This is a genomic window from Pseudomonas sp. BIOMIG1BAC, from assembly GCF_001705995.2.
GTDB classification, from domain to species: Bacteria; Pseudomonadota; Gammaproteobacteria; order Pseudomonadales; family Pseudomonadaceae; genus Aquipseudomonas; species Aquipseudomonas sessilinigenes.
The window spans coordinates 6,172,110-6,198,800 of the sequence record NZ_CP049045.1 but is presented as its reverse complement, the minus strand read 5'-3'; the positions used below and the strand labels follow the sequence as shown (position 1 = coordinate 6,198,800).

The 26,691-nt window shown below is 59.6% G+C and carries 24 protein-coding genes and 1 pseudogene; 16 read left to right on the top strand and 9 right to left on the bottom strand.

Translation table 11 applies throughout. The features are described from left to right. The first annotated feature begins 5 nt into the window (after positions 1 to 5). Positions 6 to 1,454 (top strand): exodeoxyribonuclease I, encoded by a 1,449-nt coding sequence (gene sbcB / locus ATY02_RS28700; RefSeq protein ID WP_068585194.1) that lies wholly within the window; start codon positions 6 to 8, stop codon positions 1,452 to 1,454. Between the two features lie 70 nt (positions 1,455 to 1,524). Here sbcB and mvaT read toward each other — a convergent pair whose 3' ends face one another. Continuing rightward, positions 1,525 to 1,899, bottom strand: a complete 375-nt coding sequence (mvaT, locus tag ATY02_RS28695) for a histone-like nucleoid-structuring protein MvaT (protein ID WP_022640534.1) — start codon at positions 1,897 to 1,899, stop codon at positions 1,525 to 1,527. Positions 1,900 to 2,247: 348 nt separating this feature from the next. Here mvaT and purU point away from each other — a divergent pair, with 348 nt between their 5' ends. Both purU and ATY02_RS28685 read left to right on the top strand, forming a co-directional pair. Continuing rightward, positions 2,248 to 3,096, top strand: a complete 849-nt coding sequence (purU, locus tag ATY02_RS28690) for a formyltetrahydrofolate deformylase (protein ID WP_068585197.1) — start codon at positions 2,248 to 2,250, stop codon at positions 3,094 to 3,096. 65 nt (positions 3,097 to 3,161) lie between these two features. Then, positions 3,162 to 3,332 (top strand): hypothetical protein, encoded by a 171-nt coding sequence (locus ATY02_RS28685; RefSeq protein WP_164823724.1) that lies wholly within the window; start codon positions 3,162 to 3,164, stop codon positions 3,330 to 3,332. Between the two features lie 55 nt (positions 3,333 to 3,387). Here the strand turns inward: ATY02_RS28685 and ATY02_RS36725 are convergent, their stop codons facing one another. Next, complete coding sequence (locus ATY02_RS36725; protein ID WP_416220697.1) at positions 3,388 to 4,152, bottom strand: methyl-accepting chemotaxis protein; 765 nt, start codon at positions 4,150 to 4,152, stop codon at positions 3,388 to 3,390. Between the two features lie 93 nt (positions 4,153 to 4,245). After that, a pseudogene (locus ATY02_RS36720) lies at positions 4,246 to 5,277 on the bottom strand (cache domain-containing protein); the annotation flags it as partial. A gap of 193 nt (positions 5,278 to 5,470) precedes the next feature. Here ATY02_RS36720 and ATY02_RS28675 point away from each other — a divergent pair. Next, positions 5,471 to 6,958 carry a helicase HerA-like domain-containing protein gene (locus ATY02_RS28675; protein WP_068585201.1) on the top strand — a complete coding sequence of 496 codons (1,488 nt, stop codon included), beginning with the start codon at positions 5,471 to 5,473 and terminating at the stop codon, positions 6,956 to 6,958. 1 nt (position 6,959) lies between these two features. Here ATY02_RS28675 and ATY02_RS28670 read toward each other — a convergent pair whose 3' ends face one another. Then, a complete protein-coding gene (locus tag ATY02_RS28670) occupies positions 6,960 to 7,415 on the bottom strand; it encodes a DUF721 domain-containing protein (RefSeq protein WP_068585204.1) in 456 nt (151 codons plus the stop codon). Positions 7,416 to 7,739: 324 nt separating this feature from the next. Between ATY02_RS28670 and secA the strand changes: the two genes are divergently transcribed. The 3 genes from secA to ATY02_RS28655 all read left to right on the top strand — a co-directional run bounded on the left by secA (position 7,740) and on the right by ATY02_RS28655 (position 12,864). Continuing rightward, positions 7,740 to 10,481 carry a preprotein translocase subunit SecA gene (gene secA / locus ATY02_RS28665; protein WP_068585207.1) on the top strand — a complete coding sequence of 914 codons (2,742 nt, stop codon included), beginning with the start codon at positions 7,740 to 7,742 and terminating at the stop codon, positions 10,479 to 10,481. Positions 10,482 to 10,599: 118 nt separating this feature from the next. Next, positions 10,600 to 11,817 (top strand): bifunctional glutamate N-acetyltransferase/amino-acid acetyltransferase ArgJ, encoded by a 1,218-nt coding sequence (argJ, locus tag ATY02_RS28660; protein WP_068585209.1) that lies wholly within the window; start codon positions 10,600 to 10,602, stop codon positions 11,815 to 11,817. Positions 11,818 to 11,919: 102 nt separating this feature from the next. Next, positions 11,920 to 12,864: a Nudix family hydrolase gene (locus tag ATY02_RS28655; RefSeq protein ID WP_068585212.1), complete on the top strand. Its 945-nt coding sequence runs from the start codon at positions 11,920 to 11,922 to the stop codon at positions 12,862 to 12,864. A 68-nt stretch (positions 12,865 to 12,932) separates the two neighbouring features. Here ATY02_RS28655 and ATY02_RS28650 read toward each other — a convergent pair whose 3' ends face one another. Genes ATY02_RS28650 through ATY02_RS28640 form a run of 3 tightly spaced genes read right to left on the bottom strand, consistent with a single transcriptional unit; the run spans position 12,933 to position 16,510 of the window. Continuing rightward, positions 12,933 to 13,508: a cob(I)yrinic acid a,c-diamide adenosyltransferase gene (locus ATY02_RS28650; RefSeq protein ID WP_068585216.1), complete on the bottom strand. Its 576-nt coding sequence runs from the start codon at positions 13,506 to 13,508 to the stop codon at positions 12,933 to 12,935. Between the two features lie 2 nt (positions 13,509 to 13,510). Continuing rightward, positions 13,511 to 15,547 (bottom strand): HAMP domain-containing sensor histidine kinase, encoded by a 2,037-nt coding sequence (locus ATY02_RS28645; protein ID WP_068585218.1) that lies wholly within the window; start codon positions 15,545 to 15,547, stop codon positions 13,511 to 13,513. A 45-nt stretch (positions 15,548 to 15,592) separates the two neighbouring features. Further along, positions 15,593 to 16,510 carry a putative 2-dehydropantoate 2-reductase gene (locus ATY02_RS28640; RefSeq protein WP_068585221.1) on the bottom strand — a complete coding sequence of 306 codons (918 nt, stop codon included), beginning with the start codon at positions 16,508 to 16,510 and terminating at the stop codon, positions 15,593 to 15,595. Positions 16,511 to 16,654: 144 nt separating this feature from the next. Between ATY02_RS28640 and ATY02_RS28635 the strand changes: the two genes are divergently transcribed. Both ATY02_RS28635 and ATY02_RS28630 read left to right on the top strand, forming a co-directional pair. Continuing rightward, the gene (locus tag ATY02_RS28635; protein ID WP_068585224.1) at positions 16,655 to 17,140 is read left to right on the top strand and encodes a YajQ family cyclic di-GMP-binding protein; all 486 of its coding nucleotides are present in this window, start codon (positions 16,655 to 16,657) and stop codon (positions 17,138 to 17,140) included. Between the two features lie 139 nt (positions 17,141 to 17,279). After that, a complete protein-coding gene (locus ATY02_RS28630; protein WP_068585227.1) occupies positions 17,280 to 18,119 on the top strand; it encodes a mechanosensitive ion channel family protein in 840 nt (279 codons plus the stop codon). A gap of 275 nt (positions 18,120 to 18,394) precedes the next feature. Here the strand turns inward: ATY02_RS28630 and ATY02_RS28625 are convergent, their stop codons facing one another. Beyond that, positions 18,395 to 19,735, bottom strand: coding sequence for an OprD family porin (locus ATY02_RS28625; RefSeq protein WP_068585231.1), 1,341 nt, complete (start codon positions 19,733 to 19,735; stop codon positions 18,395 to 18,397). A gap of 920 nt (positions 19,736 to 20,655) precedes the next feature. Between ATY02_RS28625 and ATY02_RS28620 the strand changes: the two genes are divergently transcribed. Beyond that, the gene (locus ATY02_RS28620; protein ID WP_068585233.1) at positions 20,656 to 21,081 is read left to right on the top strand and encodes an HIT domain-containing protein; all 426 of its coding nucleotides are present in this window, start codon (positions 20,656 to 20,658) and stop codon (positions 21,079 to 21,081) included. Between the two features lie 3 nt (positions 21,082 to 21,084). Beyond that, positions 21,085 to 21,291, top strand: coding sequence for a SlyX family protein (locus tag ATY02_RS28615; RefSeq protein ID WP_068585236.1), 207 nt, complete (start codon positions 21,085 to 21,087; stop codon positions 21,289 to 21,291). Positions 21,292 to 21,358: 67 nt separating this feature from the next. Here the strand turns inward: ATY02_RS28615 and ATY02_RS36435 are convergent, their stop codons facing one another. Beyond that, on the bottom strand, positions 21,359 to 21,964 hold the full coding sequence (locus ATY02_RS36435) for a cold-shock protein (RefSeq protein WP_068585239.1): 606 nt from the start codon (positions 21,962 to 21,964) through the stop codon (positions 21,359 to 21,361). A gap of 451 nt (positions 21,965 to 22,415) precedes the next feature. Between ATY02_RS36435 and ATY02_RS28605 the strand changes: the two genes are divergently transcribed. The 5 genes from ATY02_RS28605 to ruvC all read left to right on the top strand — a co-directional run bounded on the left by ATY02_RS28605 (position 22,416) and on the right by ruvC (position 26,678). Continuing rightward, positions 22,416 to 22,889 carry a Dps family protein gene (locus tag ATY02_RS28605; protein ID WP_068585242.1) on the top strand — a complete coding sequence of 158 codons (474 nt, stop codon included), beginning with the start codon at positions 22,416 to 22,418 and terminating at the stop codon, positions 22,887 to 22,889. 180 nt (positions 22,890 to 23,069) lie between these two features. After that, a complete protein-coding gene (locus ATY02_RS28600) occupies positions 23,070 to 23,291 on the top strand; it encodes an FmdB family zinc ribbon protein (RefSeq protein ID WP_010457489.1) in 222 nt (73 codons plus the stop codon). Between the two features lie 96 nt (positions 23,292 to 23,387). Next, positions 23,388 to 25,163, top strand: a complete 1,776-nt coding sequence (gene aspS, locus ATY02_RS28595; RefSeq protein ID WP_068585245.1) for an aspartate--tRNA ligase — start codon at positions 23,388 to 23,390, stop codon at positions 25,161 to 25,163. A 114-nt stretch (positions 25,164 to 25,277) separates the two neighbouring features. Beyond that, positions 25,278 to 26,024, top strand: a complete 747-nt coding sequence (locus ATY02_RS28590) for a YebC/PmpR family DNA-binding transcriptional regulator (RefSeq protein WP_068585247.1) — start codon at positions 25,278 to 25,280, stop codon at positions 26,022 to 26,024. Positions 26,025 to 26,153: 129 nt separating this feature from the next. After that, positions 26,154 to 26,678: a crossover junction endodeoxyribonuclease RuvC gene (gene ruvC / locus ATY02_RS28585; RefSeq protein ID WP_068585250.1), complete on the top strand. Its 525-nt coding sequence runs from the start codon at positions 26,154 to 26,156 to the stop codon at positions 26,676 to 26,678. Positions 26,679 to 26,691: the final 13 nt, after the last annotated feature.

The window sequence follows — 26,691 nt, the reverse complement described above, 5'->3', positions numbered from 1 at the left end:
AGGCCGTGACTTCCCTTTTTTGGTACGACTACGAAACCACTGGCATCAATCCGCGCAACGATCGCCCGTTGCAAGTGGCCGGTATTCGCACTGACCTGGCGCTCAATGAGATTGATGAACCGGTCAACCTCTATTGCCAGCTTGCCGACGACATCCTGCCGCATCCAGCTGCCTGCATGATTACCGGGATCACCGCGCAGCGCCTGGCCGAGCGTGGCTTGGGCGAAGCTGAATTCATGACCCGGGTGCATGAGCAACTGGCGCGCCCGGGAACCTGCGGTGTGGGTTACAACACCTTGCGCTTCGATGACGAGATGACTCGCTACAGCCTGTACCGCAATTTCTTCGATCCCTATGCCCGGGAGTGGCAAGGCGGCAACAGTCGCTGGGACTTGATCGATGTGGTGCGTGCAGCCTATGCGTTGCGCCCCGAGGGTATTGTCTGGCCAGAGGAGCAAGGGCAGGTGACCCTGAAGCTTGAGCGCCTGACCGCAGCCAATGGCATCGATCACGGCCAGGCTCACGATGCCTTGTCCGATGTGCGGGCGACTATCGCCCTGGCCCGGCTGATTCGCGACAAACAGCCCAAGCTCTACGATTGGTTGTTCCAGTTGCGCAGCAAGCAGCGTGTCATGGACCAGATTCGCCTGTTGCAACCTGTGGTGCACATTTCCGGGCGTTTCTCCGCGGCGCGGCATTATGTCGGTGTGGTCCTGCCACTGGCCTGGCATCCGCGCAATCGCAATGCGCTGATCGTCTGCGATCTGCATCTGGATCCCCAGGGGCTCCTGGACCTGGACGCCGAGGCGCTGCGCCAACGGCTGTACACCCGACGTGAAGAGCTGGCCGAGGGTGAGTTGCCCGTACCGCTGAAGTTGATTCATATCAACCGCTGTCCGGTGGTCGCGCCGTTGAATGTCCTGCGGGCTGAAGATCAGCAGCGTCTGCACTTGGACATGGATGAGTACCAGCGCCGTGCTGCGCTTTTGAGGGATGCTCAAGAAGTTTGGCAAGATAAACTTTCAGTGATCTACGGCCCTGATGAGTTCGCTGTCAGCGAAGACCCTGAGCAGCAATTGTACGACGGCTTTATTGGTGATCGTGATCGACGCTTGTGTGAGCAAGTGCGCTTGGCAGATCCACAGAATTTAGCTCGGCAACAGTGGCCATTCGATGATGAGCGGCTGCCTGAACTACTCTTCCGCTACCGTGCTCGTAACTTTACGGAAACATTGAGCGAAGCTGAGCAAGAACGGTGGCTGGGATTTTGCCGGCAACGCTTGCTTGATCCGCAACTGGGCGCGCCCAATACCTTGGAAAGTTTCCGTCAAGGTCTTGAGCAGGCGTTGCTAAGTGCTGATTCGATGCAGCGCCAGGTCCTTGAGCAGTGGCAGGAATATGTTCATGCGCTGATTCGACGCCTGGATCTTAGTGAAGCTGCTCCTAATTCTTGAACAAACGCTCCAGGCATAAAAAAACGCCAGCTAGCTGGCGTTTTTTATAGTGCCGAGAAGACCGCGAGCCTTAGCCCAGCAGGGTCGCCCAGCCTTCAACCACGTCACCACCCCACTTGGCTTTCCATTCTTTCAGGGTTTTGTGGTTGCCACCTTTGGTTTCGATGACTTCACCGTTGTGCGGGTTCTTGTACTGTTTAACTTTACGCGCACGCTTGGTGCCAGTGGTCTTTACAGCTGCGCGAGGAGCCTTAACTTTCGACTCTGGGTCGAGCAGGGCAATGATGTCGCGCAGGGATTTGGAATACTCGCCCATCAGGCTGCGCAGTTTGCCTTCGAACTCCAGTTCAGCCTTCAGTTTGTCGTCTTGGGACAGGTTCTTCAAACGTGCTTGCAGTTCTTTGATGGCTTCTTCTGTAGCACGGTATTCGTTGATCAGGGACATGGAGATCTACCTTATTGGGCGCTGGGTGGCTGAGGACAGTGCGGCAATAATAGTCAGGGAGTTTGTGCAAGTAAACATAATGTAGCTGTTTTATTTGCCTCTCTTAGTGTCTTTAGGCGTAAGAGCCATTTCGCTATTTAATAGAACACGGGTTTTTGTTGTGCTATTCGCAATTTAGTTTTGTACTAACTGCAAGTGTCTGGTTTGGTCCCGTGACTACTAGTCGTTAAAGCCGTGCCAAGGCCCCGCTTGGGCTCTAGCGGTGGTGTCCAGGTGCAATGAATACTGCAGTTTTGCTGCGTAATGGCTAGAATGGCGACCTTTGCGAAGTTCTGGAGTTTCCCCCTCATGCGCACCTTTCGGTTGGTGATTTCTTGCCCTGACCGCGTTGGCATCGTTGCCAAAGTCAGTAACTTTCTGGCCTCCCATAACGGTTGGATCACCGAAGCGAGCCACCATTCGGACAACCAGAGTGGTTGGTTCTTCATGCGCCACGAGATCCGTGCCGACTCCCTGCCGTTTGGCCTGGAAGCATTTCGCGAGGCTTTTGCGCCGATCGCCGAAGAGTTCTCGATGGATTGGCGGATCACCGATACCGCCGAGAAAAAGCGCGTGGTACTGATGGCCAGCCGTGAATCCCACTGCCTGGCCGACCTGCTGCACCGCTGGCACAGCAATGAGCTGGACTGCGATATCCCCTGTGTGATTTCCAATCACGACGACCTGCGCAGCATGGTCGAATGGCACGGCATTCCGTTTTTCCATGTCCCGGTTGATCCAAAGGACAAGCAGCCGGCTTTCGCCGAAGTCTCGCGCCTGGTCAAGGAGCATGGTGCGGATGTGGTGGTGCTGGCGCGCTACATGCAGATCCTGCCGCCACAGCTGTGCCAGGAATACGCCCAGCAAGTGATCAACATCCACCACAGCTTCCTGCCATCCTTCGTCGGTGCCAAGCCTTATCACCAGGCTTCCTTGCGCGGTGTGAAGCTGATTGGCGCTACTTGCCACTACGTCACCGAAGAGCTGGATGCCGGCCCTATCATCGAGCAGGACGTGGTGCGAGTCAGTCACAGCGACAGCATCGAGGACATGGTGCGTTTTGGTCGTGACGTGGAGAAGATGGTCCTGGCTCGTGGCCTGCGCTACCACCTGGAAGACCGCGTGCTGGTGCACGGCAACAAGACCGTGGTGTTCTGATTGAAAAAAATCACGAGCGGGTGCTGAATATCCCGCTCCTGGTTTGCAATCGATGAGGTCAGCCCATGACCAATCCTCTGGATAAAGCCACCTCTCAGGCCCCCGCCGTGCTTGGCGAGGGCTGCCTGAGCCGCTATGACCCCGATGAACTCGACGCCGAGGATGGCACCGAGTTCCCGGGGGCTGCGCAGTTATGGGAACAGCTGCAACAAGATCCCGAAGCGCAATCGCGCTGAGGCTGGCAGCCGGCTCCTGATCAGGAGCCGGCCTGTCGGGCATTCGCCCCGATACTCAGATCCTGAAACTGCCCACCAGATGCTTCAGGCGTGTAGCTTGCTGCTCCAGGTCGGAGCAGGCGCGCAGGGTCGCTTGCAGGTTTTCCACGCCCTCCTGGTTCAGGGTATTGATCTCGGTGATATCCATGTTGATGGATTCCACCACAGAGGTCTGTTCCTCGGTGGCGGTGGCTACCGACTGGTTCATGCCATCGATCTCGCCGATCCGCTGAGTCACGCTGTTGAGGCGTTCCCCGGCCTGGTTGGCGATTTCCACGCTGTCCTGGCTGTGGCGCTGACTGTTGCTCATGGTGCTGACGGATTCTCGGGCGCCCACCTGCAACTCCTCGATCATGGTCTGCACCTGTTGCGCCGACTCCTGGGTACGGTGGGCCAGGTTGCGCACCTCGTCGGCAACCACGGCGAACCCGCGTCCGGCCTCGCCGGCCCGTGCCGCTTCGATGGCCGCGTTGAGCGCCAGCAGGTTGGTTTGCTGGGAAATGCTGGTGATCACTTCAAGGATCTGGCCGATGTTCACCGTCTTGCTGTTGAGGGTCTCGATGTTGTTGCTGGAGGCGCTGATCATGTCGGAGAGCTGGTTCATCGCCTGGATGCTGCGATCCACCACTTGCTGGCCATCTTCGGCCAGGTTGCGGGCATCGCTGGCTTGTTGCGAGGCCTGGGCAGCATTGCGAGCGATTTCCTGGGCTGCGGCACCCAGTTGATTGATGGCGGCCGCGACGCTGTTGGTGCGACTGGCTTGTTCGTCGGAGTTGAGCATCGATGAGTTGGATGCGCTGACCACACGCAGTGCAACTTCGTTGACGTGCTCGGTGGCCGAGGACACTTCACGGATCGAGCCGTGGATGCGTTCCACGAAACGGTTGAAGGCAGTGCCGAGGATGCCGAACTCATCGTGGTTCTGGATATTCAGGCGTCGGGTCAGGTCACCTTCACCGTCGGCGATGTCTTCCATGGCCCGGGTCATGACGTGCAGCGGTTGCATCAGCAGGCGGATCAACAGGCCCAGCAGGGCAATGGTCAGGGCCACGGCGGTCAGGGTCGCAATGACCGCCGAGGTGCGAAACTCTTTGAGCATGGAAAAGGCCTTGTCCTTGTCCACCGACAGGCCGATGTACCAGTTCACCGAGGACAGGCCCTTGATCTGGGTGAAGGTGACGATACGTGTCTTGCCATCGACGCTGACTTCGCTCAGGTCGCCGCTGATTTTTGGCGTGTCCTGGGGATAGATGTCCTTGAGATTCTTCATCACCAGGTTCTTGTCCGGATGCACCAGGACCTTGCCATCGGCGCTGATCAGGAAGGCGTAGCCCATGCCGTCGAAGTCCAGGGCGTTGATGCTGTCGGCGATCACCTGCAGGCTCAGGTCGCCGCCTACCGCGCCGATGCGCTGGCCGTTCTTGATCACGCTGTCGACGATGGAAATCACCAGTTGCCCGGAGGCGAGGTCGACATAAGGTTCGGTCAGGGCCGAACCATTGGTGCTTTCGGCACTCTTGTACCAGGGGCGCGCGCGCGGGTCGTAGCCATCCGGCATCTTGCTGTCCGGACGGATGATGAAGGAGCCGTCCTTGTTGCCCAGGTAGGCACCCATGAATGTCGAGGTCACGGCTTTTTGCTCAAGCAGGTCGCTGACATTGGCCGGATCGGGGTTCAGGGCCACCGACTGGGAAAGGTTTTCGACCAAGAGGGCTCGGCCGGCGAGCCAGGTCTGAATATTTTTCGCTGTGACGTTGCCCATTTCCTGAAGATAGTTGTCCAGATCATCACGGATGGCGTTACGTTGCAGGTAATCGTTATAGAGCGTGAATAGTGCAAAGGCAGCTATGACGATAAGCGAGGCGGCAAGCAGGATCTTGTGGCTGAAGCGCAGATTTTTGTTCATGGCTTGGGGTTCCGCTAAGGTCTTTGAGTCCAGGGCATCGGGTTGGAACGGCGCGCAGAAAAGGCGGTGTTATAAGTAAGCTGATATCTCCATCTGTCCCTAAGGAATTACCTGACCTTTATTTCAGATACTTCTGATCCATCATTTCTTAATATCGACCGTGTAAGGCCAAAGATTAACCAGGGGTGACAAAATGCCTGACTCATCGCAACTCATCATCGGTGCCGGCCTCGACGGCCAGCCGATCGCCCAGGCCATGCGCCTGGCTAACCGCCATGGCCTGGTGGCCGGTGCCACCGGTACCGGCAAGACCGTCACCCTGCAGCGTCTGGCGGAGGCCTTCAGCGATGCGGGGGTGGCGGTGTTTGCCGCAGACATCAAGGGCGATCTTTGTGGTCTCGGGGCGGCGGGCAATCCCCAGGGCAAGGTGGCCGAGCGGATTGCCGGGATGCCCTGGCTCAACCACCAGCCCCAGGCTTACCCGGTGACCTTGTGGGATGTCCATGGGCAATCCGGCCACCCCTTGCGTACCACCCTGAGTGAAATGGGCCCGCTGTTGCTGGGCAGCTTGCTGGAACTTACCGACAGCCAGCAGTCGGCGTTGTATGCCGCGTTCAAGGTGGCGGACCGCGAAGGTCTGTTGTTGCTGGACCTGAAGGACCTCAAGGCACTGCTCAATCACCTCAAGGACAACCCGCAGCTATTGGGCGAGGACGCAGCCTTGATGACCACCGGCTCCAGCCAGGCGCTGCTACGACGCCTGGCGACCCTGGAGCAGCAGGGGGCCGAATCGCTGTTCGGCGAACCAGCATTGCAACTGGAGGACATACTGCAGCCGGCCGCGGACGGGCGCGGGCGCATCCATCTGCTCGATGCCAGCCGCCTGGTGCATGAGGCACCTAAGGTCTATGCCACCTTCCTTTTATGGTTGCTGGCGGAACTGTTCGAGCAGTTGCCGGAGCGTGGCGATGCCGAGAAACCGCTGCTGGCGTTGTTTTTCGATGAAGCGCACCTGCTGTTCGCCGGTACCCCCAAGGCCCTGCAGGACCGGCTCGAGCAAGTGGTACGCCTGATTCGCTCCAAGGGCGTGGGGGTGTATTTCGTGACCCAATCGCCAGGCGACCTGCCAGACAATGTGCTGGCTCAGTTGGGTTTGCGCATCCAGCATGGCTTGCGGGCATTCACCGCCAAGGAGCAGAAGTCGCTACGGGCTGTCGCCGACGGTTTCCGGCCCAACCCTGCCTTCGATGCATTGGCGGTACTGACCGAGTTGGGCATTGGCGAGGCACTGGTGGGTACCTTGCAGGACAAGGGCACGCCAGAAATGGTCCAGCGCGTGCTGGTAGCGCCTCCCCAGTCGCGTATCGGGCCGCTGAGCGACGCCGAGCGCAGGGCCCTGATCGCCAGCTCACCGCTGCTGGGGCGTTATGACAAGCCTATCGATCGTGAATCGGCCTATGAGGTGCTGATGGGGCGCAAGGAGTTGGCCCCGGATGCCCAAGCGGCGCCTGGCAAACCGGTCGCCGAAGAGCCGAGCCTGGCCGATCGGGCCGGGGAGTTCCTGGGGACGGCAGCTGGCCAGGCACTGAAGTCGGCGATGCGCCAGGCAGCCAATCAGCTGGGGCGCCAGTTGGTACGCGGCCTGATGGGGTCGTTGCTGGGGGGCAGCAAGCGTCGTTGAGTCAATCCCGTTGCTTGGCGTGGCTGGCCAGGCGCTCCAGGGCGGCGCGCAGCTTGGGGTCGGTAATGCCCTCGGCTGTGGCCTGGATGGTTTGCGCCGCGCTGTTCGACAGATCCAGGGTGTGTCCGGTCGCACTACGTTGGACGGTGGGAGGCTGGACCTTGAACAGAATGCGTGTCAGGCGGGCGAACTCTTCGAACTCCTGCAATTGGCGTTGCAAGCGCTTTTGCTGGTAGCGCAGGCGAGTGGCCCAATGACCGTCGGTGACGATCAACAGCAGGCTGCCTTCACGCCAGGAGGCCACATGGCAATGTTCACGAGCAGCCGGCTGGAGTTGGCTTTCCAGTAGGCGCTGCAGGTGTGCCAGGCGCTGGGCGTGGCCCAGTATGGCTTTCAGGGGCTTGGCTTCGCGCAGAAGGACGGCGGGCGGGCGCGCCGCGAGGGGGCGAAATGCCATGATCAGAAACCAGAAGTTACAGAGCGGCCATGGTAGCAGAAAGCGCTCGGGAAACCGGGCTTGGCATTTTTTTCGTCTCGCCGGTGGTTTCCTTGCCTTTTGCTGATCGTGATCAGCAACTTCTGTGGCGAATACACTTGAAGTTCAACGAAAAGCCCTTATTTTAGGTGGGCCCCGTCAAAGCGCTGTGCCAGCATCGTGGAATAACGCCACTTTCCTCACCATCGTTTCCGGGTAGAATGCTCGTTCGCATGCGGCCATGAGGGCTGCTCGGGCGACTCACGGGGCCGCCCTCCAACCCTATGTGTGGAAGATCCTGCCGATATGTTTGCGCCTTTGTTAAAGAAACTTTTTGGAAGCAAGAACGAGCGTGAAGTCAAGCGCATGCTCAAGACGGTACAGATCGTCAATGCCTTCGAAGAGCAAATGGTGGCCCTTTCGGACGATCAATTGCGTGCCAAGACCGGAGAGTTCAAGGCCCGTATCGCCAAGGGTGAAACCCTCGACAAACTGCTGCCCGAAGCCTTTGCGGTCGCCCGTGAAGCCGGCAAGCGGATCATGGGGATGCGGCACTTCGACGTGCAGCTGATCGGTGGCATGACCTTGCACGAAGGCAAGATCGCCGAAATGCGCACCGGTGAGGGCAAGACCCTGGTGGCGACCCTGGGCGTCTACCTCAACGCACTGTCCGGCAAGGGCGTGCACGTGGTGACGGTGAACGACTACCTGGCTCGCCGCGACGCCAACTGGATGCGCCCGCTGTATGAATTCCTCGGCCTGAGCGTCGGCGTGGTCACGCCGTTCCAGCCACCGGAGGAGAAGCGTGCCGCCTACGCCGCCGACATCACCTACGGCACCAACAACGAATTCGGTTTCGACTACCTGCGCGACAACATGGCTTTCAGCATGGAAGAGAAGTTCCAGCGCGAGCTCAATTTTGCCGTGATCGACGAAGTCGACTCGATCCTCATCGACGAGGCCCGTACCCCGCTGATCATCTCTGGCCAGGCCGAGGACAGTTCCCGCCTGTACACCGAGATCAACAAGCTGATCCCGCGCCTGGTACAGCACATCGAGGAAGTGGAAGGCCAGGTCACCAAGGCCGGTCACTTCACCGTCGACGAGAAGACCCGTCAGGTCGAGCTCAACGAAGCCGGTCACCAGTTCATCGAAGAGATGCTGACTCAGGTCGGCCTCCTGGCCGAGGGCGAGAGCCTGTACTCGGCCCATAACCTGGGTCTCCTGACCCACGTCTATGCCGGCCTGCGGGCGCACAAGCTGTTCAACCGCAACGTTGAGTACATCGTGCAGGATGGCCAGGTGGTCCTGGTGGACGAACACACCGGCCGTACCATGCCGGGTCGACGCCTCTCCGAGGGCTTGCACCAGGCCATCGAAGCCAAGGAAAACCTCAATATCCAGGCCGAGAGCCAAACCCTGGCCTCCACCACCTTCCAGAACTACTTCCGCCTGTACACCAAGCTGTCCGGCATGACCGGTACCGCCGATACCGAGGCGTTCGAGTTCCATCAGATCTACGGCCTGCAGGTGATGGTGATCCCGCCGAACAAGCCGCTGGCGCGCAAGGACTACAACGACCTGGTGTTCCTGACCGCGGACGAGAAGTACGCCGCGATCATCAGCGACATCAAGGACTGCATGACCCAGGGCCGTCCGGTGCTGGTGGGTACCGCCACCATCGAGACCTCCGAGCACATGTCCAACCTGCTCAACAAGGAAGGCATCGAGCACAAGGTCCTGAACGCCAAGTTCCACGAAAAAGAAGCCGAGATCATTGCCCAGGCGGGTCGCCCTGGCGCCCTGACCATCGCCACCAACATGGCCGGTCGTGGTACCGACATCCTGCTGGGCGGCAACTGGGAAGTGGAAGTCGCCTCCCTGGAGGACCCGACTCCCGAGCAGATTGCCCAGATCAAGGCCGACTGGCAGAAACGCCACCAGCAGGTGCTGGAATCCGGCGGCCTGCAGGTCATCGCTTCCGAGCGCCATGAGTCGCGTCGTATCGACAACCAGTTGCGTGGTCGTGCCGGTCGCCAGGGTGATGCCGGCTCCAGCCGCTTCTACCTGTCGCTGGAAGACAGCCTGATGCGCATCTTCGCCTCCGATCGGGTGAAGAACTTCATGAAGGCCCTGGGCATGCAATCCGGCGAGGCGATCGAGCACCGCATGGTGACCAACGCCATCGAAAAGGCCCAGCGCAAGGTCGAAGGCCGCAACTTCGACATCCGCAAGCAACTGCTGGAGTTCGACGACGTCAACAACGAGCAGCGCAAGGTGATCTACCACATGCGCAACACGCTGCTGGCTGCGGACAACATCGGCGAGACCATCGCCGACTTCCGCCAGGACGTGCTGAGCGCCACCGTCAGTGCCCACATTCCTCCACAGTCGCTGCCTGAGCAGTGGGATGTGGCAGGCCTGGAAGCTGCGCTCCAGAGCGATTTCGGTGTGAGCCTGCCGATCCAGCAATGGCTCGACGAAGACGATCACCTGTACGAGGAAACCCTGCGTGAGAAGCTGCTCAACGAGCTGATCACCGCGTACAACGAGAAAGAAGACCAGGCCGGCGCCGAAGCGCTGCGCACCTTCGAGAAGCAGATCGTGCTGCGAGTCCTGGATGACCTGTGGAAAGACCACCTGTCGACCATGGACCACCTGCGCCACGGCATCCACCTGCGTGGTTATGCGCAGAAGAACCCCAAGCAGGAGTACAAGCGCGAGTCCTTCACCCTGTTCTCCGAGCTGCTGGATTCCATCAAGCGCGACTCGATCCGGGTGTTGTCCCACGTCCAGGTGCGTCGCGAAGACCCGGCCGAGGAAGAGGCGCGCCTGCGCCAGGAAGCCGAGTCCCTGGCTCGTCGCATGCAGTTCGAGCACGCCGAGGCCCCAGGCCTGGACCAGCCCGAAGCATTGGAAGAGGGCGTCGAGGTTGACGTGGCCCTGGCTTCCGCGCCGGTACGCAATGAACAGAAGCTGGGTCGCAACGAACTGTGCTACTGCGGTTCGGGCAAGAAGTACAAACACTGTCACGGCCAGATCAACTAAGATCCACGCCAGACACTGAAACACCCACGCCGTGACGGCATCAGCCGTCGCGGCGTTTTTCCATTTGCAGCACCGTCTTTCATGCCGACGGTGCACCCATCTTGAGAGGAGCGCATTCATGGCTGTTGGTCTTGGTCCTTTGCCAACGTTGCACCCGGTTGCCGGTTTCGAACTCGGTATCGCCTCGGCTGGTATCAAGCGCCCGGGGCGCAAGGATGTGGTGGTCATGCGTTGCGCTGAAGGCTCGACGGTGGCCGGGGTGTTCACCCTCAATGCGTTCTGCGCCGCACCGGTGATCCTGGCCAAGCAGCGTGTACAGGGCCCGGTACGTTACTTGCTGACCAACACTGGCAACGCCAACGCCGGTACCGGCGAGCCGGGCCTGGCGGCAGCCAGCCGTACCTGCGCCAAGCTGGCTGAGCTGGCCGGGGTCGATGCCAGTGCGGTACTGCCGTATTCCACCGGCGTGATCGGCGAGCCGTTGCCCGTTGAGAAAATCGAAGGCGCATTGCAGGCCGCCCTGGACGATCTGTCCGTGGACAACTGGGCCGCTGCCGCCACCGGGATCATGACCACCGACACCCTGCCCAAGGGCGCCAGCCGCCAGTTCCAGCATGACGGCGTGACCATCACCGTCACCGGGATCAGCAAGGGTGCGGGAATGATCCGCCCGAACATGGCGACCATGCTTGGCTACATCGCCACCGACGCCAAGGTCTCCCGCGACGTTCTGCAAAACCTGCTGCTGGACGGTGCCAACAAATCCTTCAACCGCATCACCATCGATGGCGATACCTCCACCAACGACTGTTGCATGCTGATCGCCACTGGCCAGGCCAAGCTGCCGGAAATCACCGAGGCCAAAGGCCCGCTGTTCGCCGCACTGAAGCAGGCAGTGTTCGAAGTCTGCATGGAGGTGGCCCAGGCGATCGTCCGTGATGGCGAGGGCGCCACCAAGTTCGTCACCGTCCAAGTCAATGGTGGCGGCAACCATCAGGAATGCCTGGATGTGGGCTACACCGTGGCTCATTCACCGCTGATCAAGACTGCACTGTTCGCCTCCGACCCGAATTGGGGTCGCATCCTGGCAGCCGTGGGCCGTGCCGGCGTTCCAGAGCTGGATGTGAGCAAGATCGATGTGTTCCTCGGTGAGGTCTGCATCGCCAGTCGTGGCGCTCGGGCAGCCAGCTACACCGAAGCCCAAGGGGCGGCGGTGATGCAGCAGGAAGAAATCACCATCCGTATCGAGCTGGGACGGGGTGCTTGCAGCGAAACCATCTGGACTACCGACCTGTCCCACGAATACGTGAAGATCAACGCCGAATACCGTACCTGATACCGGGTATGCCTGCCCTGGAGGCTTGCAGGGCAGGGTGATCATCATTTTTCAACGGCCGGCCGCCAGGCCCGGCCGAACGCCGGACCAGAGGAAAACGTGGTGAAACGAGTACATGTGGCAGCGGCCGTCATCCGGGATGCCAGTGGCAAGATCCTGATTGCCCGACGTGCCGATACTCAGCATCAAGGGGGCTTGTGGGAGTTTCCCGGAGGCAAGGTCGAAGCCGGGGAGGCCGTGCAGGTCGCGTTGGCGCGTGAGCTGCACGAAGAGCTGGGTATCGAGGTGCAAAGCGCCCGCCCCTTGATCAAGGTGCAGCACGATTACCCTGACAAGCAGGTATTACTGGATGTCTGGGAGGTTTCGGAGTTTGCTGGCGAAGCGCACGGCGCCGAAGGCCAGCCACTGGCCTGGGTCAGCCCGCGAGAGCTGGCCGACTACGAGTTTCCTGCCGCCAACCAGCCAATTGTCGCAGCAGCCCGTTTGCCATCGCGCTACCTGATCACCCCTGATGGCCTGGAAACACCTGCCCTGTTACGCGGCATGCAAAAGGCCATTGCCCAGGGCTGCAAGCTGATCCAGCTGCGTGCCCCAGGGGGCTACGACCCGCAATACCGTGATTTGGCAGTGGATGCGGTGGGTTTGTGTGCCGGCAAGGCGCAGTTGATGCTCAAGGGCCCCTTTGAGTGGTTGGGGGATTTCCCATCTGCGGGCTGGCACATCACTTCGGCGCAACTGCGCAAATACGCCAGTGCCGGACGTCCTTTCGGCAAGGAGCGCTGGCTGGCTGCCTCTTGCCATAACGCCGAGGAGCTGTCCCTGGCGCAGCAGATGGATGTGGATTTCGTGACCTTGTCACCCGTGCAGGCGACCCAGACCCATCCTGAGGCCGTGCCGTTGGGTTGGGACCAGGCCGCGCAATTGCTCGATGGCTTCAACAAGCCGGCTTATCTGCTGGGAGGCGTGGAGCCAGCTCAGTGCGAGCAGGCCTGGGCAAGCGGTGCCCAGGGCGTTGCGGGAATCCGTGCGTTCTGGCCGCAGGACTGAGCGAGCCCCTTCAGGACGGGCCGGTCGCTGAAAAGCTGCGACCGGCCGGTTGCGAAGAACTCAATGGGTCAAGGCTTGGCAGCGGCTTGCCAGAGTATCTCGGCGATGCCCTGGCGCTTGGCGATCAGGCGTGCTGCGACGAATAGCACGTCCGACAGGCGATTGATGTAGGCCAGCGCTGCGCCTTGCAACGGTTCGATGGCATTGAGTTGTTGGCAACGGCGCTCGGCACTACGGGCCAGGCTACGGCATACGTGGGCCTGGGCGATGAGGGTCGATCCTCCGGGCAGAATGAAGTTCTCCAGGGGGCCCATTTCTTCGTTCCAGGCATCGATCGCTGTTTCCAGGCGCTGTACTTCCATTTCATTGAGTGCCTGATACTCAGGCATTGCCAGTTCTCCACCCAGGTCGAACAAGCGATGCTGGCAGGGCGCCAACACCTCGATCACCTCCTTGAGCCCCGGCTTGCCGGCACACTGTTCTTCCAGGCCAGCCAGGAGCAGGCCCAGCTGGCTGTTGAGGGTATCGACCTCGCCAATGGCCTCGATTCGTGGATGGTCCTTGGGGACGCGGCGGCCGTCCCCTAGGCCGGTTTCACCCTTGTCGCCGGTACGGGTGTAAATCTTCGACAGGCGAAAACCCATGTCTAGTTCTCCAGTGGTAGAGGGGCTTGCACTGGGGGCTGGCTGCTGGCCAGGGGCAGGCGCAAGGTGAAGCAGGTGCCCTGGCCCCGGGTGGATTGCACTTCCATCTGCCCCTTGTGGTTGTTGGTAATGATGAAGTACGACACCGACAGGCCGAGGCCGGTGCCCTGGCCGATTTCCTTGGTGGTGAAGAATGGTTCGAAGGTGCGTTTGCGCACGCTTTCGCTCATGCCGACGCCGTTGTCTTCGACCTGGATTTCTGCCCAGGGTGGATTCAGCCGGGTACGCAGGATGATCCGCCCCGGCTCGCTGTCGTCTTCGCGCTGATGGATGGCCTGGGCTGCGTTCTTGAGCAGGTTGAGCAGCACCTGCTCCAGCTCGTTGGCGGTGCCCGGGACCGGTCCGAGGCTCGGATCGAACTGGCGGATGATGGCCTGTCCCTTGAAGTCGAAGCCGATCGCCAGGTCGAAGTCGTTGCCGGCAATCTCTACCGCCTGGTCGATCAATGCCGGCAGGTCGCAGGGAGCCATCTGCCGGTTGCTGCGACGACTGAAGCTGAGCATATGGGTCACGATCTTCGCGGCCCTGGCTCCAGCTTGCTGGATGCCGTCGAGTAGCAATGGAACCTCGCGACTTTCCAGGTAGCGATTGACCGTTTGCAGTTCAATGCCGATCAGTTGTGCATATTCGAGGTTTTTGGGCAGCTCGGGCGACAATCGCCGACGAATGTTCTGCACGTTGTGCAGGATCGCTCCCAAAGGGTTGTTGATTTCATGGGCCATGCCCGCAGCCAGGCCGCCGACCGAGAGCATCTTCTCCGACTGCACCATCATTTCCTCCAGGGACAGGCGCTGGGTGATGTCGTCGATCCGGATCACCACGCCTCGACCCGCTCCCCCCATCAACGGATAGAACGTCAGGGCATAGTGCTTGGCTTCGTCGTCCTTGAACCAGGTGACTCGCTCGACCTTGGTCACCGTATGCTGCTCGACCGTTTCCTTGAGCTGCGGCAAGAACGGCTTTAGCGGTTCGAAGGCCAGGAAGATCGGCTGGTTCAGGGCCTCGTCCAGGCGGGTCCCAGACAGGGCGCTGGCTTCCTGGTTCCATTGGGTGACGTACAACTGCTCGTCCAGGGCGATCAGTGCCGAGGGCATGGAGTCGATAATGCTGTTGAGATAGTTCTGGAAGCCGGTGAGCTTCTTCTCGATCTTGCTACGTACCTGGACTTCCAATTCCAGCTTGCGGTTGGTGTGCCGGGTTTCCTCAGCCAGCCCCTGGGCCTGGTCGTAGGCGGCCTGGGAGTCATCCCGGGCGCGCTTGAGTTGCTGTTCCCTAGCCTCGATTCGCGACAGCATGGTGTTGAAGGCTTCCGCCAGGCTGCCGATTTCATCGTGGTTGCCGCGGGCTGCACGCAGTGCGTAGTTTTCCTCGCGTGTCACCTGGCGCGACAATTCCTCGAGCTGGTGGATCGGCTGGGTGATCAGGCGCTTGATCTGCCGGGCGATGATCAGCCATAGCAGCACGCTGAAGATCAGGATACCCAGGCTGGCGGTCAGGGTGCCGGTGTAGAAGGCCATCGGCAGTTCGCTGGTGGCCACCAGCAACAGGTGCCCTGGGGCTTGGTCCGGACGGGGCAGGGGGATCACCTGGTTGCTGCGAAACTCAGTCAGTTGCCAGGCCTCGATATGCCGGTAGCGCTCGGGCAGCTTGAGGCGATCGCCGTGTTGCAGTTGGGCGATGCGCTGGCCGTTGGCGTCATAGATGGCCGCCGCCCGCAGGGGCGAGTAGCTGTCGAGCTCGTTGAGAAGCCGTTCTGCATCCTGGGGCGAATTCAGCGCCTGGAGCGACAGGGTCGGGTTGGAGACCAGCCGACCGATGGTCTGCAAGGCCTGGGGGGCCATGCTTTCCTGGGAAATCCAGTAGGCGGCGCTGATGAAGGTCAGGTTGGCGACCAGCAGGACGGTGGTCAGCAGGACAAGCAGGGCCGCGAGGAGCTTTTGGCCTACCGGCAGGTTTTCGAGGCGCTGGCGCAATGGCATCGGCTATATCGCTGGAAATGAGCAAGTGGGCAGCGTAGCCGCTGCTCAGTCGCTGGGCAATCCGTGCAAGTGCAGCTGATCCTTGAGCCTTTGCTGTAACCGCTGCAGGTGAGGCAGGGCCAGTTGGTGACGCACGGCTGCATTGCAGGCATAACCGAGCAGGTAGCTGATTTCGGTTCGACGCCGATTGGCGACGTCCTGGTGCATGGATGAGAAATTGGCCGCGGTGGCGTGGATCACTCGTTCGACTTCCTGTTGCAAATCCTGCGCGGCATCCGGCTGCCCGCAGCATTGCAGCAGTTCACCCAGCTCGATGCAGAGGGTAGCTACCTCGCACTGGTGTTGCTGCAGGCCGCCATTGCGACAGTCATGCAACACCGTCAGTGGGTTGATCGCGCAGTTAAGTGCCAGTTTGCGCCACAGTCGCGTCAGGATCTGGGTCGTCCATTCATGGGGAATGCCGCTGGCTGCCAGTTCGTCCAGCCAAATGGGAGCGCCAGGGTGGGCGGTATCGCCGAGCCACGTATAGCCGTGGCCTGCAAAGACTACGCGCCAATCGCCATCGCGAAAGGCTCCCTCGGTACTGGAGGCAGCGATGCAACGGGCTTCAGGTACCTTGGCGGCCACGGCATCCTGGCTGCCGAGGCCATTTTGCAGCAGGATCAATTCAGCTCCGGGCGCCAGGCGCTTGGCGATGCTGGCCACGGCGGCTTCGGCGTCGTAGGCCTTGCAGGCCAGCAGCAAGCGGTGGATCGGCTGCGGGCTGTCGCAGGTCTCGCCGGGAATCGGATGCAGGCTGCTCTGGCCCTGCTCGATCAGGGTCAGGCCGCCTGCTGCCTGGTAGGCCTGCAGGCGGGTCCGGTCGCGCAGGAGCAGGCGCACCGGTAGCCCGGCGCGTGCCAGGCGTGTAGCCCAGAGGGTGCCTAGGCTGCCGGCGCCGAGAATGTGCCAGGTGGTGGACATGAAGTTTCGACCCTGTTGGGGCAGGCCCTGAGGGCGCGTGCGGTGAAGGAGGGGAAAGACCCGTTATAATGAGCGCGGATTTTAACCGCAAGCCGGGCGTGTTCGATGTTCTGAACGGCGCCCCTTTTTATTTGGAGAGAATACATGCCGTCGTTTGACGTGGTATCCGAACTGGACAAGCACGAAGTCACCAATGCGGTGGAAAACGCCGTCAAGGAACTGGACCGCCGCTATGACTTGAAAGGCAAGGGCAGTTTCGAGTTCAAGGACAAGGAACTGACCGTCAACCTGACCGCCGAGGCCGAGTTCCAGCTGGAAGCGATGATCGAGATCCTCAAGCTGGCCCTGGTCAAGCGCAAGATCGATGTGCAGTGCCTGGAGGTCAAGGACGCCTATGCCTCGGGCAAGGTGATGAAGCAGGAAGCGGTGCTCAAGGAAGGGATCGACAAGGAACTGGCGAAGAAAATCGTCGCTCACATCAAGGACGCCAAGCTCAAGGTGCAGGCTGCGATCCAGGGCGAGCAAGTACGGGTGACCGGCAAGAAGCGCGACGACTTGCAAGAAGCGATCGCGGCCTTGCGTGGCAAGGAATTCGGCATGCCGCTGCAGTTCAACAACTTCCGCGATTGATTGGATTCTCCGGGAACCTCTAGGTCTTATTGGCGTCCGAGGCCGGAGCAATGGCAGAAACGATTGAGCTCCCAATGGAGCCGATCGTTCTGTCCGTCAGTCATGCATCCTGCGCAATCACGGAAACCTGGAGAAATAGATGGACTTGAACGCTGAAGTAGACAACCTGGTCCGGGCTTCCCAAGCCTGGATTCCCATGATCATGGAGTACGGCAGCCGGGTGCTGCTGGCCGTGGTGACCCTGGCCATTGGCTGGTGGTTGATCAACAGGCTGACTCACAAGGTGGGCAAGCTATTGGCGTTGCGCAATGCCGACCTGGCCTTGCAGGGGTTCATCAGCAGCCTGGCCAATATCGTGCTCAAGGTGCTGCTGATCGTCAGCGTCGCCTCGATGATCGGTGTCGAGACCACCTCCTTCGTGGCCGCCATCGGTGCCGCCGGCCTGGCTATTGGCCTGGCCTTGCAGGGCAGCCTGGCGAATTTCGCCGGTGGAGTGCTGATCCTCTTGTTCCGCCCGTTTCGCCTGGGCGATTTCATCGAAGCCCAGGGTATCAGCGGGACAGTGGATAGCATCCAGATCTTCCACACGGTCCTGCGTACGGGTGACAACAAGACGGTGATCGTGCCCAACGGCAACCTGTCCAACGGCATCATCACCAACTACAACCGTCAACCGACCCGCAAGGTGGTGTTCGACGTTGGCGTGGATTATGACGCTGATCTGCAGAAGGCCCGTGAAGTGTTGCTGGAACTGGCCAAGGATGATCGGGTTCTGGCCGACCCTGCGCCTGTCGCGGTGGTCTCCACTTTGGGTGACAGCGCGATTACCTTGTCGCTGCGGGTGTGGGTCAAGACGGCGGACTACTGGGATGTGATGTTCCAGTTCAATGAACTATCGCGTGATCGCCTGAAGGCCGCGGGTATCGATATCCCGTTTCCACAACGAGTGATTCGTGTGGTTCAGGAAGCCGCCGTGTAATAAAGGTGGCTTCATAAGTTGGCCGTTCGGTCAACTAGTGCTGTTCAAGACAAGGGGCCATCGGCCCCTTGTTTTTTATGCGTCTGATACGAACTAAGGCCTGCAGTCGTTGGCTGTTCTTTGGCAACTACCGATAGCATGTTATTTATTAGCTTGCTATGTAGTGGCGGATGAGGGCTTGCACTTTTGATGGCATAAAAAAACCGTCACCCTGGGATGTCAGGGCGACGGTTTTTATTGGAGTTGCGCGTTAGCGCAAGCAACTGGGCAACGAATTACAAGATGCTCAGCGGGTACTCCACGATGATACGTACATCGTTGTTATCGGACTGGTAGCCGCTGTATGCGTTATTGACGCGATACACTGCGCTACGCAGGCGGAAGGACAGATCCTTGGCTGGACCTTCCTGGAGAACGTACTTGGTCTCGAAGTTGAACTCTTTCTCTTTACCTTCGCCCAGGCCGTTGTTGGTGGAGATGTTGTCACCGGTCACGTAGCGAGCCATGAAGCTCAGGCCTGGCACGCCATAGGTGGCCATGTTCAGGTCGTAGCGTGCTTGCCAGGAACGTTCATCGCGCCCCACGAAGTCGGAGATCTGGATGGAGTTGGCCACGAAGACCGTACCGTTACCGTCAACGCCGTAGTAGTAGCCGTTGTCGCCGCTGGAGCGCTGGTGGGCCAGGGTGAACTTGTGCGCGCCGAGGCTGTACGCTGCTGCCAGGCTCCACAGTTTGTTATCCACGCCCGTGCGGCCGTCGCCGATCATGTCGACCAGGTCGCCACGCTTGTCGCCTTCGGTCTTGTAGCCGTTGAAGTCGAAGTTCAGGGACTGCGATTCAGCGATCGGCAAGGTGTAGTTCAGGTTGATGTACTGCTTCTTGAAGTACTGGTCGACCTTGGAGGCTGCCAGGGTGCCGGTGAAGTTGTCGGTGAAGGCATAGGTTGCGCCGAAGATGTTCGCCGAAGGCAGGCCTTTGGCGCCGTTGCCATTCTCGTCAGCCACGCCACCGATGCTGTCCTTGCCCATACCGGTCTGCTTGCTCAGTGCGGTGAAGCGACCAGCATTCAGTTCCAGGCCCTTGATTTCCTTGCTGGTGATCAGGGTACCTTCGGCCACTTCCGGCAACAGGCGGCTATCGTCAGTGGCGAATACCGGGCTGGCGACGAACTGACGACCGTACTTGAGGGTGGTGTCGGAGATGCGGAACTTGATGGCTGCACCGGTCTTGGACTGGGTCTTTTCCGGTTGGCCGTCGCCATTGACTGCGAACAGACCGTTGCCGGCACGGCCTGCACCGCCGTCCAGGCGGGCTGCGCCCATGGCCATGGCGTCCACACCGACACCCACGGTGCCTTGGGTGAAGCCCGATTCGTAGGTCAGCAGTTCACTGATGCCGGTGTCCTGGCGATAGCCGCTCTTGTAGCCACCACCGGGCTTGGCGATGTTACCGGCACCGTTCTTGTAGTCGCGGTTCATGTATTCCAGACGAGTCTTGGACTTCAGGCTCTGATCTTCGAAAAAGCCTTTCGAGTCGTCTTGGGAAGACGCGATTGCGAACTGCGAGGTCCCTGCAGATACAGCCAGGGCGATCATGCTCCACTTCATCACGCGCATCGTGATTTGCTCCTTTGGTTTTTAGAAGAGTACTGCCGTCCCACCTGTATTTTTATTTGGGCGGCTCTTTCTTTTTGTGTCGGCGCAAACTTATATCACGCTGACAATATTGGCGATACTTGCCTATCTATCCTTTCAGCTTCTTTACGACCCTGTCGCAAATTGCTTGATCGGTGTCGCAATCCTTCAGCCGGAATGTATCCGGACTGACAACTTCAATAGTGCTCTTCGGAGGATTGCAAGGAGGGAAAGAACCCTCCAGACAAACACTTTCAAAGTACTTTTGGGCAGCCCTGCCGCTATTATCATGAGTCTTTAAGGTTTCACTTTCGCTCATCCCTCGCAGACGGTGTCGGGCTGGATGCAACAAGCGTGCACAAAACCAAATCGCCAAGTGTTTTTTGCTCCAGACGGTAAAGGAGTCTGTAAAAACCGCATAAAACCGTCGCTCGGAATGAGTTTTCGCTTGGCTTGACGTCGCTGCCTGCATGAGGCAGTGGTGTGCAATAAGTTGCACAGCCAGACAAAATGTTACCGACGCACACTGCAAAGTGAGTAAACGGCGGATGCTTGGGGTACTCAGCGTAGACCCGTTGTCCGATTTCGGTGCAAAACTTTTGGATGACGTTGCCCCTGTTCATACCGTCAGGTGCGTAAACGGCACTGGCTATCAAGGACTTGGCGAGTGTCCTTGCGAGCGACTCTGAAGTGGTGTGGGCAAATGGTGCAGGGCTTTGCAAAATGTCCTGCTTTGGGGCGCATTGACCGCATGAACTGGCTCCTTGCCAAATTGAGGAGAGGTCGCTGGCTCATTGGTCATGAAGCGTGAGGCGTTCACAGGTATGCTGCGTCTCTGTCGCCTGGTCCATGTCAGTAATACTTGACGCCAGGCAGGAATGAGCGGAGCGGGAGTAAGCGCGGTGTTCACTTTAGATTCACGACTGCAGCAAGACACAGTACTCATCGGGGACTTCCCCCTTTGCCGGCTGCTGCTGTCCAATGATGCAAACTATCCTTGGTTTATCCTGGTGCCGCGTCGCGAAGATATCAGCGAGTTGTTTCAACTGGATGTCACGGATCAACGTCAGCTATGGCAGGAAACCACAGCCCTGGCCGAGCTGCTCAAGGACTCGTTCGATGCCGACAAGTTGAATGTGGCGACTTTGGGCAATGTGGTAAGCCAGTTGCACATGCATGTGATCGTGCGTAAACGTGACGATGCCGCCTGGCCGGCCCCGGTTTGGGGCAAGCATCCGGCAAAACCCTACACGGCAGAGCAGATCGAACAGGTCCGCGAACGGTTGCGAGTGGTGCTGACCGATGATTTCCGGTTTCTGGAGGACTGAGGCATGGAGCTGGAAGAGCGCGTAACCGATCTGGAAAGTCGCCTGGCGTTCCAGGATGACACCATCCAAGCCTTGAATGATGAGCTGGTGGCACAGCAAAAGAGGGTGGAGCGCCTGCAATTGCAGATGGCTGCGCTACTCAAGCGCCAGGAGGAGATGCTTGGGCAATTCGGGGTCTTTGAGGAAGATGCGCCGCCGCCTCATTATTAAGGTGGCGGGGTTGTCGCCAGAGCCATAAAAAAACCGCGCCTTGGCGCGGTTTTTTTATGGCCTGTGATCAGCGGCGGGGCAATGCAGCAATGACATCTTCGGCTTGCAGGCCCTTGTCACGGTTCATCACCGAGAACTCCACGCGCTGGCCTTCTACCAGGACGCGATGGCCTTCTCCGCGAATGGCGCGAAAGTGCACGAAGATATCGTCGCCGGAGTCCCGGGAGATAAAGCCGAAGCCCTTGGAGGTGTTGAACCACTTCACGGTACCCGTATCACGATTGCTCATGTCGTAGACCGGTGCAGAAGAAGCCGCGGGTGACGATTTGTAGAAGCTCACGGCCAGGTGCAGCGCCACTGCAAACAGGGCAGTCAGCAGGCTGACCAGCACAGCTGGCTGGTCACCGATCACTGGCATCGGAGCCAGGAGGGTGAGGGTTTGCAGGACGACCACCAGGACCAGCAGGGCGCTGACCAGGTTCTGCAAGTGATGGCGAGGGCCTTTGTTCCAGTGCGGAATAACTGGGGCCAGGACCAGGTTGAGCAGGCCGAAAAGGGCCAGGTAAAGAGCATCGGGTTGTTGTAGGTAGGGAACCGCGTCGGATCTAAGGCTCGGAATCAAGGACAGCAGCAAGGCTGCAAGTCCTGTCAACAAGTGGACAATTTTCAACATTTTGATCAACTCACGTTAAGAAGGAGCACAAGGAAGAGCTGATCGCGCACGGTTCGCTTCTGAAAAAATAGATGAGGCGGCAGGTTCGTGCGCGGTGTCAGCCTATGCGCGCTGGCCGAAGAAATAGGCAACAACGACACGGGCTCTATTTAACCGCAAAGCCCAGGCCTTCTCAAATCAGCCGCGTTGTTCCGCGAGGCGGCTCGTCGTCCGTGGTCGGAAATGGATCGGACAATCAGGCAAAGGCCCGTTTCTTGGGGCGTTGCTGGATCGTCCAAGGAACAGCGAATTTTTCTTGCGGTCAGATCCGTTTCAGCCCTGGCCATTCTTCACCCATGGGCCTGGTCCCGAGGCAACCTGCCGCGGGCTGCGCGGCAGCGGGCAGGTCCTGTCCTTGCTAGAGTGGTCCGGCAGCTGAATGGATTGGTTCATCTGGTCAACGGAGAGAAACATGGCAATTGATATCGGTATCAGCGAAGCAGATCGCAAGTCCATCGTCGATGGTCTGTCCCGTCTACTGTCGGACACTTACGTGTTGTATCTGAAAACCCATAATTTCCATTGGAACGTCACCGGCCCGCAATTCCGTACCCTGCACTTGATGTTCGAAGAGCAATACAACGAACTGGCCTTGGCGGTCGACCTGATCGCCGAGCGTATCCGGGCGTTGGGCTTTCCTGCCCCGGGTGCCTATTCCATCTATGCCCGGTTGTCCTCCATCAAGGAGGAGGAGGGAGTGCCGGCGGCGGAGGAAATGATCAAGCAACTGGTCAGCGGGCAGGAAGCAGTGACCCGTACGGCTCGCGGTATCTTTCCTCTGTTGGACAAGGTCAGCGATGAGCCTACCGCGGACCTGCTGACCCAGCGCATGCAAGTGCATGAAAAAACTGCATGGATGTTGCGCTCCCTGCTGGAAAATCCCTAGGTCGTTCATGGCGGATGGCGCTCATCGCGCCATTCGCCTCTTAGGCTGCGTACGTTATCGGGGCATACGGCTGCACAGGGCCGATTTAATGGATATAATCCCGCTCTTTGCTACGTAGCCCGAGCCTTGGCATGGGCTCTGCCTGTATCAAGCCGTAATCTGGATTGCCGAGACGTCCCCATGCCGATGTACGACTACCAATGCGCTTCCTGTGGCCATCAGTTGGAAGCCATTCAAAAGATCAGCGCCGCGCCGCTGGTCGATTGCCCTGCATGCCAGGCGCCTGAGTTGAAAAAGATGCTATCCATGCCGGGTTTCCGCCTCAGTGGCACCGGCTGGTATGAAACCGACTTCAAGACCGGCTCCAAGAAGAATCTGGCCGGTGGCGACAAAGCTGACTAAGTTGAACGACACGCGCGAGTTCTTGCACTATCTGGCACCCGAGGGGTGCGCAAGGCCTCCATCGAATTTCGAATTACGAGAAGTGAAACCACTACCATGATGCGCAGCCATTATTGCGGCCAACTGAACGAAGGCCTGGAAGGTCAGGAAGTAACCCTTTGCGGATGGGTCCACCGTCGTCGTGACCACGGCGGGGTGATTTTCCTCGATATTCGTGATCGTGAAGGCCTGGCCCAGGTGGTGTTCGATCCGGATCGTGCGCAAACCTTCGCCGCTGCCGACCGTGTGCGCAGTGAATATGTAGTCAAGATCACCGGCAAGGTGCGCCTGCGTCCGGCAGGTGCCGGCAACGCCAATATGGCCTCGGGCATGATCGAGGTCCTGGGTTACGAGCTGGAAGTCTTGAACGAGGCGGAAACCCCGCCGTTCCCGCTCAACGAATACTCCGACGTGGGTGAAGAGACCCGCTTGCGCTATCGCTTCATCGACCTGCGCCGTCCGGAAATGGCCGAGAAGCTGCGCCTGCGCTCGCGCATGACCACCAGCATCCGTCGTTTCCTCGACGAGAACGGCTTCCTGGACGTCGAGACGCCGATCCTGACCCGCGCCACCCCTGAAGGTGCCCGCGACTACCTGGTACCGAGCCGCACCCATGCCGGCAGCTTCTTCGCCCTGCCGCAATCGCCTCAGCTGTTCAAGCAACTGTTGATGGTGGCCGGCTTCGATCGTTACTACCAGATCGCCAAATGCTTCCGCGACGAAGACCTGCGCGCCGACCGTCAGCCTGAATTCACCCAGATCGACATCGAAACCAGCTTCCTCGATGAAAAAGACATCATGGGCCTGACCGAGAACATGATCCGCAACCTGTTCAAGGAAGTGCTGGGTCTGGAGTTCGGCGAGTTCCCGCACATGACCTTCGAGGAGGCCATGCGTCGCTATGGTTCGGACAAGCCGGACCTGCGCATTCCCCTGGAACTGGTTGACGTTGCCGACCAGCTCAAGGAAGTGGAGTTCAAGGTATTCAGCGGCCCGGCCAACGACCCTAAATGCCGTATCGCAGCCCTGCGCGTACCTGGCGGGGCGAGCATGCCGCGCAAGCAGATCGACGACTACACCAAGTTCGTCGGCATCTATGGTGCCAAGGGCCTGGCGTACATCAAGGTCAACGAGCGCGCCAAGGGCGTCGAGGGCCTGCAGTCGCCAATCGTCAAGAACATTCCGGAAGCCAACCTGAACGTGATCCTCGATCGTGTCGGTGCCGTCGATGGCGACATCGTGTTCTTCGGCGCCGACAAGGCCAAGATCGTCAGCGAGGCCCTGGGTGCGCTGCGTATCAAGCTCGGCCACGACCTGAACCTGCTGACCTGCGAATGGGCGCCGATGTGGGTCGTCGACTTCCCGATGTTCGAAGAGAACGACGATGGCAGCTTCACTGCGCTGCACCATCCGTTCACCGCGCCGAAGTGCTCGCCTGAAGAACTCGAGGCCAACCCTGCTGGTGCTCTGTCGCGTGCTTATGACATGGTCCTCAATGGTACTGAGCTCGGCGGCGGTTCGATCCGTATCCACCGTAAAGAAATGCAGCAAGCGGTGTTCCGCCTGCTGGGTATCAATGAAGCGGAACAGGAAGAGAAATTCGGCTTCCTGCTGGACGCCCTGAAGTACGGCGCTCCACCCCATGGTGGCCTGGCCTTCGGCCTGGATCGCCTGGTGATGCTGATGACTGGCGCCCAGTCGATTCGCGAAGTGATCGCCTTCCCGAAAACCCAGAGCGCGGCTTGCGTCATGACCCAGGCACCCGGCTTGGTGGACGCCAAGGCCCTGCGCGAGCTGCATATCCGCTTGCGCGAACAGCCCAAGGCTGAGTAAGCCGGCCCGACAAGGCGCACCTTCGGGTGCGCTTTTTCTATGGGGAAGAGTTTTTGTTGCCGGTTCACCTAGTGGTGGTGCAGGCAATGTTTCAAAGAGAATTTGGAGCAAGTTATGGCAGGTCATTCCAAGTGGGCGAACATCAAGCACCGCAAAGAGCGTCAGGATGCCAAGAGAGGCAAGATCTTCACCAAGTGGATTCGTGAGCTGACTGTCGCGGCCCGTCAGGGCGGTGGCGAACCCGGTTCCAATCCACGCCTGCGCCTGGCCCTGGACAAGGCCCTGGGCGCCAACATGAGTCGCGACATCATCGACCGGGCCATCGCCCGTGGTACTGGTGCTGCCGGTAGCGACGATGTGGTCGAGCTGACCTATGAGGGCTATGGTCCCAATGGTGTAGCGGTCATGGTCGAATGCATGACCGACAATCGCAACCGTACGGCGGCGGCTGTTCGTCATGCTTTCAGCAAGTGTGGCGGCAACCTGGGTACCGATGGCTCGGTTGCCTACCTGTTCGAGCGCAAGGGCCAGCTCACCTTCGCCGAAGGTGTCGACGAGGATGCATTGATGGAAGCGGCCATGGAGGCCGATGCCGACGACGTGGTCAGCAATGATGACGGTTCGGTCGATGTGTTTACCTCGTTCGCTGGTTTCTATGGCGTGCGCAATGCCCTGGAAGCTGCTGGTTTCAAGGCTGCAGATGCGGAAATCGTCATGCTGCCCACCACCAGCGCCGAGCTGGACCTGGAAGGTGCCGAGAAGGTCTTGAAGCTGATCGACATGCTGGAAGACCTGGATGACGTGCAGAACGTCTACTCCAATGCGGATATTCCGGAGTCGGTCGCCGCCCAGCTTGGTTGATCCAGCAGCGCCGCTCTTGAAGCCGGATGCGCAACGCCGTGATCATTACGCGGCAGGGTGCCTCCGGCTTCCGTTTTTTTGCCGTTCCGTTCCTGAACGGTCGGCCTTTTCATTTCAGCAGCAGGCCTTATGACTCTAATTCTTGGCATCGACCCCGGTTCACGCATTACCGGTTATGGCGTGGTTCAAGACACCGGGCGGGGTTGCGTGTATGTGGCCTCCGGCTGCATTCGTACCGGCGCTGGCGAACTGCATGAGCGCTTGCAGATCGTTTATCGCGGGGTTCGTGAGGTGATCCAGACCTACGGTCCGGTGACCATGGGCATCGAGAAGGTATTCATGGCGCGCAATGCCGATTCGGCCCTGAAGCTCGGGCAGGCTCGGGGGGCGGCCATCGTCGCCGGGGCCGAAGAGGGGCTGGAGATTGCCGAATACACGGCGACACAGGTGAAGCAGGCGGTGGCGGGCACTGGCGGCGCTAATAAGGAGCAGGTGCAGATGATGGTCATGCATCTGCTCAAGTTGACAGCCAAGCCGCAGATCGACGCCTCGGACGCCCTGGCGATTGCCATTTGCCATTCCCATACCCGTTCCAGCTTGTTGCCCCATGGCCTGGGAACGGCACGCAGTCGTGGCGGTCGATTGCGTCTCTGATAGCATCAGCGCA

What these genes read in the sequence shown, in the direction of transcription:
- argJ (WP_068585209.1), top strand. Translation starts at nt 10,600, where the DNA reads ATGGCTGTTGGTCTTGGTCCTTTGCCAACGTTGCACCCGGTTGCCGGT.
- ATY02_RS36435 (WP_068585239.1), bottom strand. Translation starts at nt 21,964, where the DNA reads ATGTTGAAAATTGTCCACTTGTTGACAGGACTTGCAGCCTTGCTGCTG.
- ATY02_RS28625 (WP_068585231.1), bottom strand. Translation starts at nt 19,735, where the DNA reads ATGCGCGTGATGAAGTGGAGCATGATCGCCCTGGCTGTATCTGCAGGG.
- ATY02_RS36725 (WP_416220697.1), bottom strand. Translation starts at nt 4,152, where the DNA reads ATGCTCAACTCCGACGAACAAGCCAGTCGCACCAACAGCGTCGCGGCC.
- ATY02_RS28675 (WP_068585201.1), top strand. Translation starts at nt 5,471, where the DNA reads ATGCCTGACTCATCGCAACTCATCATCGGTGCCGGCCTCGACGGCCAG.
- ATY02_RS28630 (WP_068585227.1), top strand. Translation starts at nt 17,280, where the DNA reads ATGGACTTGAACGCTGAAGTAGACAACCTGGTCCGGGCTTCCCAAGCC.
- ATY02_RS28645 (WP_068585218.1), bottom strand. Translation starts at nt 15,547, where the DNA reads ATGCCATTGCGCCAGCGCCTCGAAAACCTGCCGGTAGGCCAAAAGCTC.
- ATY02_RS28640 (WP_068585221.1), bottom strand. Translation starts at nt 16,510, where the DNA reads ATGTCCACCACCTGGCACATTCTCGGCGCCGGCAGCCTAGGCACCCTC.
- purU (WP_068585197.1), top strand. Translation starts at nt 2,248, where the DNA reads ATGCGCACCTTTCGGTTGGTGATTTCTTGCCCTGACCGCGTTGGCATC.
- ATY02_RS28685 (WP_164823724.1), top strand. Translation starts at nt 3,162, where the DNA reads ATGACCAATCCTCTGGATAAAGCCACCTCTCAGGCCCCCGCCGTGCTT.
- ruvC (WP_068585250.1), top strand. Translation starts at nt 26,154, where the DNA reads ATGACTCTAATTCTTGGCATCGACCCCGGTTCACGCATTACCGGTTAT.
- ATY02_RS28590 (WP_068585247.1), top strand. Translation starts at nt 25,278, where the DNA reads ATGGCAGGTCATTCCAAGTGGGCGAACATCAAGCACCGCAAAGAGCGT.
- ATY02_RS28600 (WP_010457489.1), top strand. Translation starts at nt 23,070, where the DNA reads ATGCCGATGTACGACTACCAATGCGCTTCCTGTGGCCATCAGTTGGAA.
- ATY02_RS28605 (WP_068585242.1), top strand. Translation starts at nt 22,416, where the DNA reads ATGGCAATTGATATCGGTATCAGCGAAGCAGATCGCAAGTCCATCGTC.
- mvaT (WP_022640534.1), bottom strand. Translation starts at nt 1,899, where the DNA reads ATGTCCCTGATCAACGAATACCGTGCTACAGAAGAAGCCATCAAAGAA.
- secA (WP_068585207.1), top strand. Translation starts at nt 7,740, where the DNA reads ATGTTTGCGCCTTTGTTAAAGAAACTTTTTGGAAGCAAGAACGAGCGT.
- ATY02_RS28635 (WP_068585224.1), top strand. Translation starts at nt 16,655, where the DNA reads ATGCCGTCGTTTGACGTGGTATCCGAACTGGACAAGCACGAAGTCACC.
- ATY02_RS28670 (WP_068585204.1), bottom strand. Translation starts at nt 7,415, where the DNA reads ATGGCATTTCGCCCCCTCGCGGCGCGCCCGCCCGCCGTCCTTCTGCGC.
- ATY02_RS28615 (WP_068585236.1), top strand. Translation starts at nt 21,085, where the DNA reads ATGGAGCTGGAAGAGCGCGTAACCGATCTGGAAAGTCGCCTGGCGTTC.
- aspS (WP_068585245.1), top strand. Translation starts at nt 23,388, where the DNA reads ATGATGCGCAGCCATTATTGCGGCCAACTGAACGAAGGCCTGGAAGGT.
- ATY02_RS28650 (WP_068585216.1), bottom strand. Translation starts at nt 13,508, where the DNA reads ATGGGTTTTCGCCTGTCGAAGATTTACACCCGTACCGGCGACAAGGGT.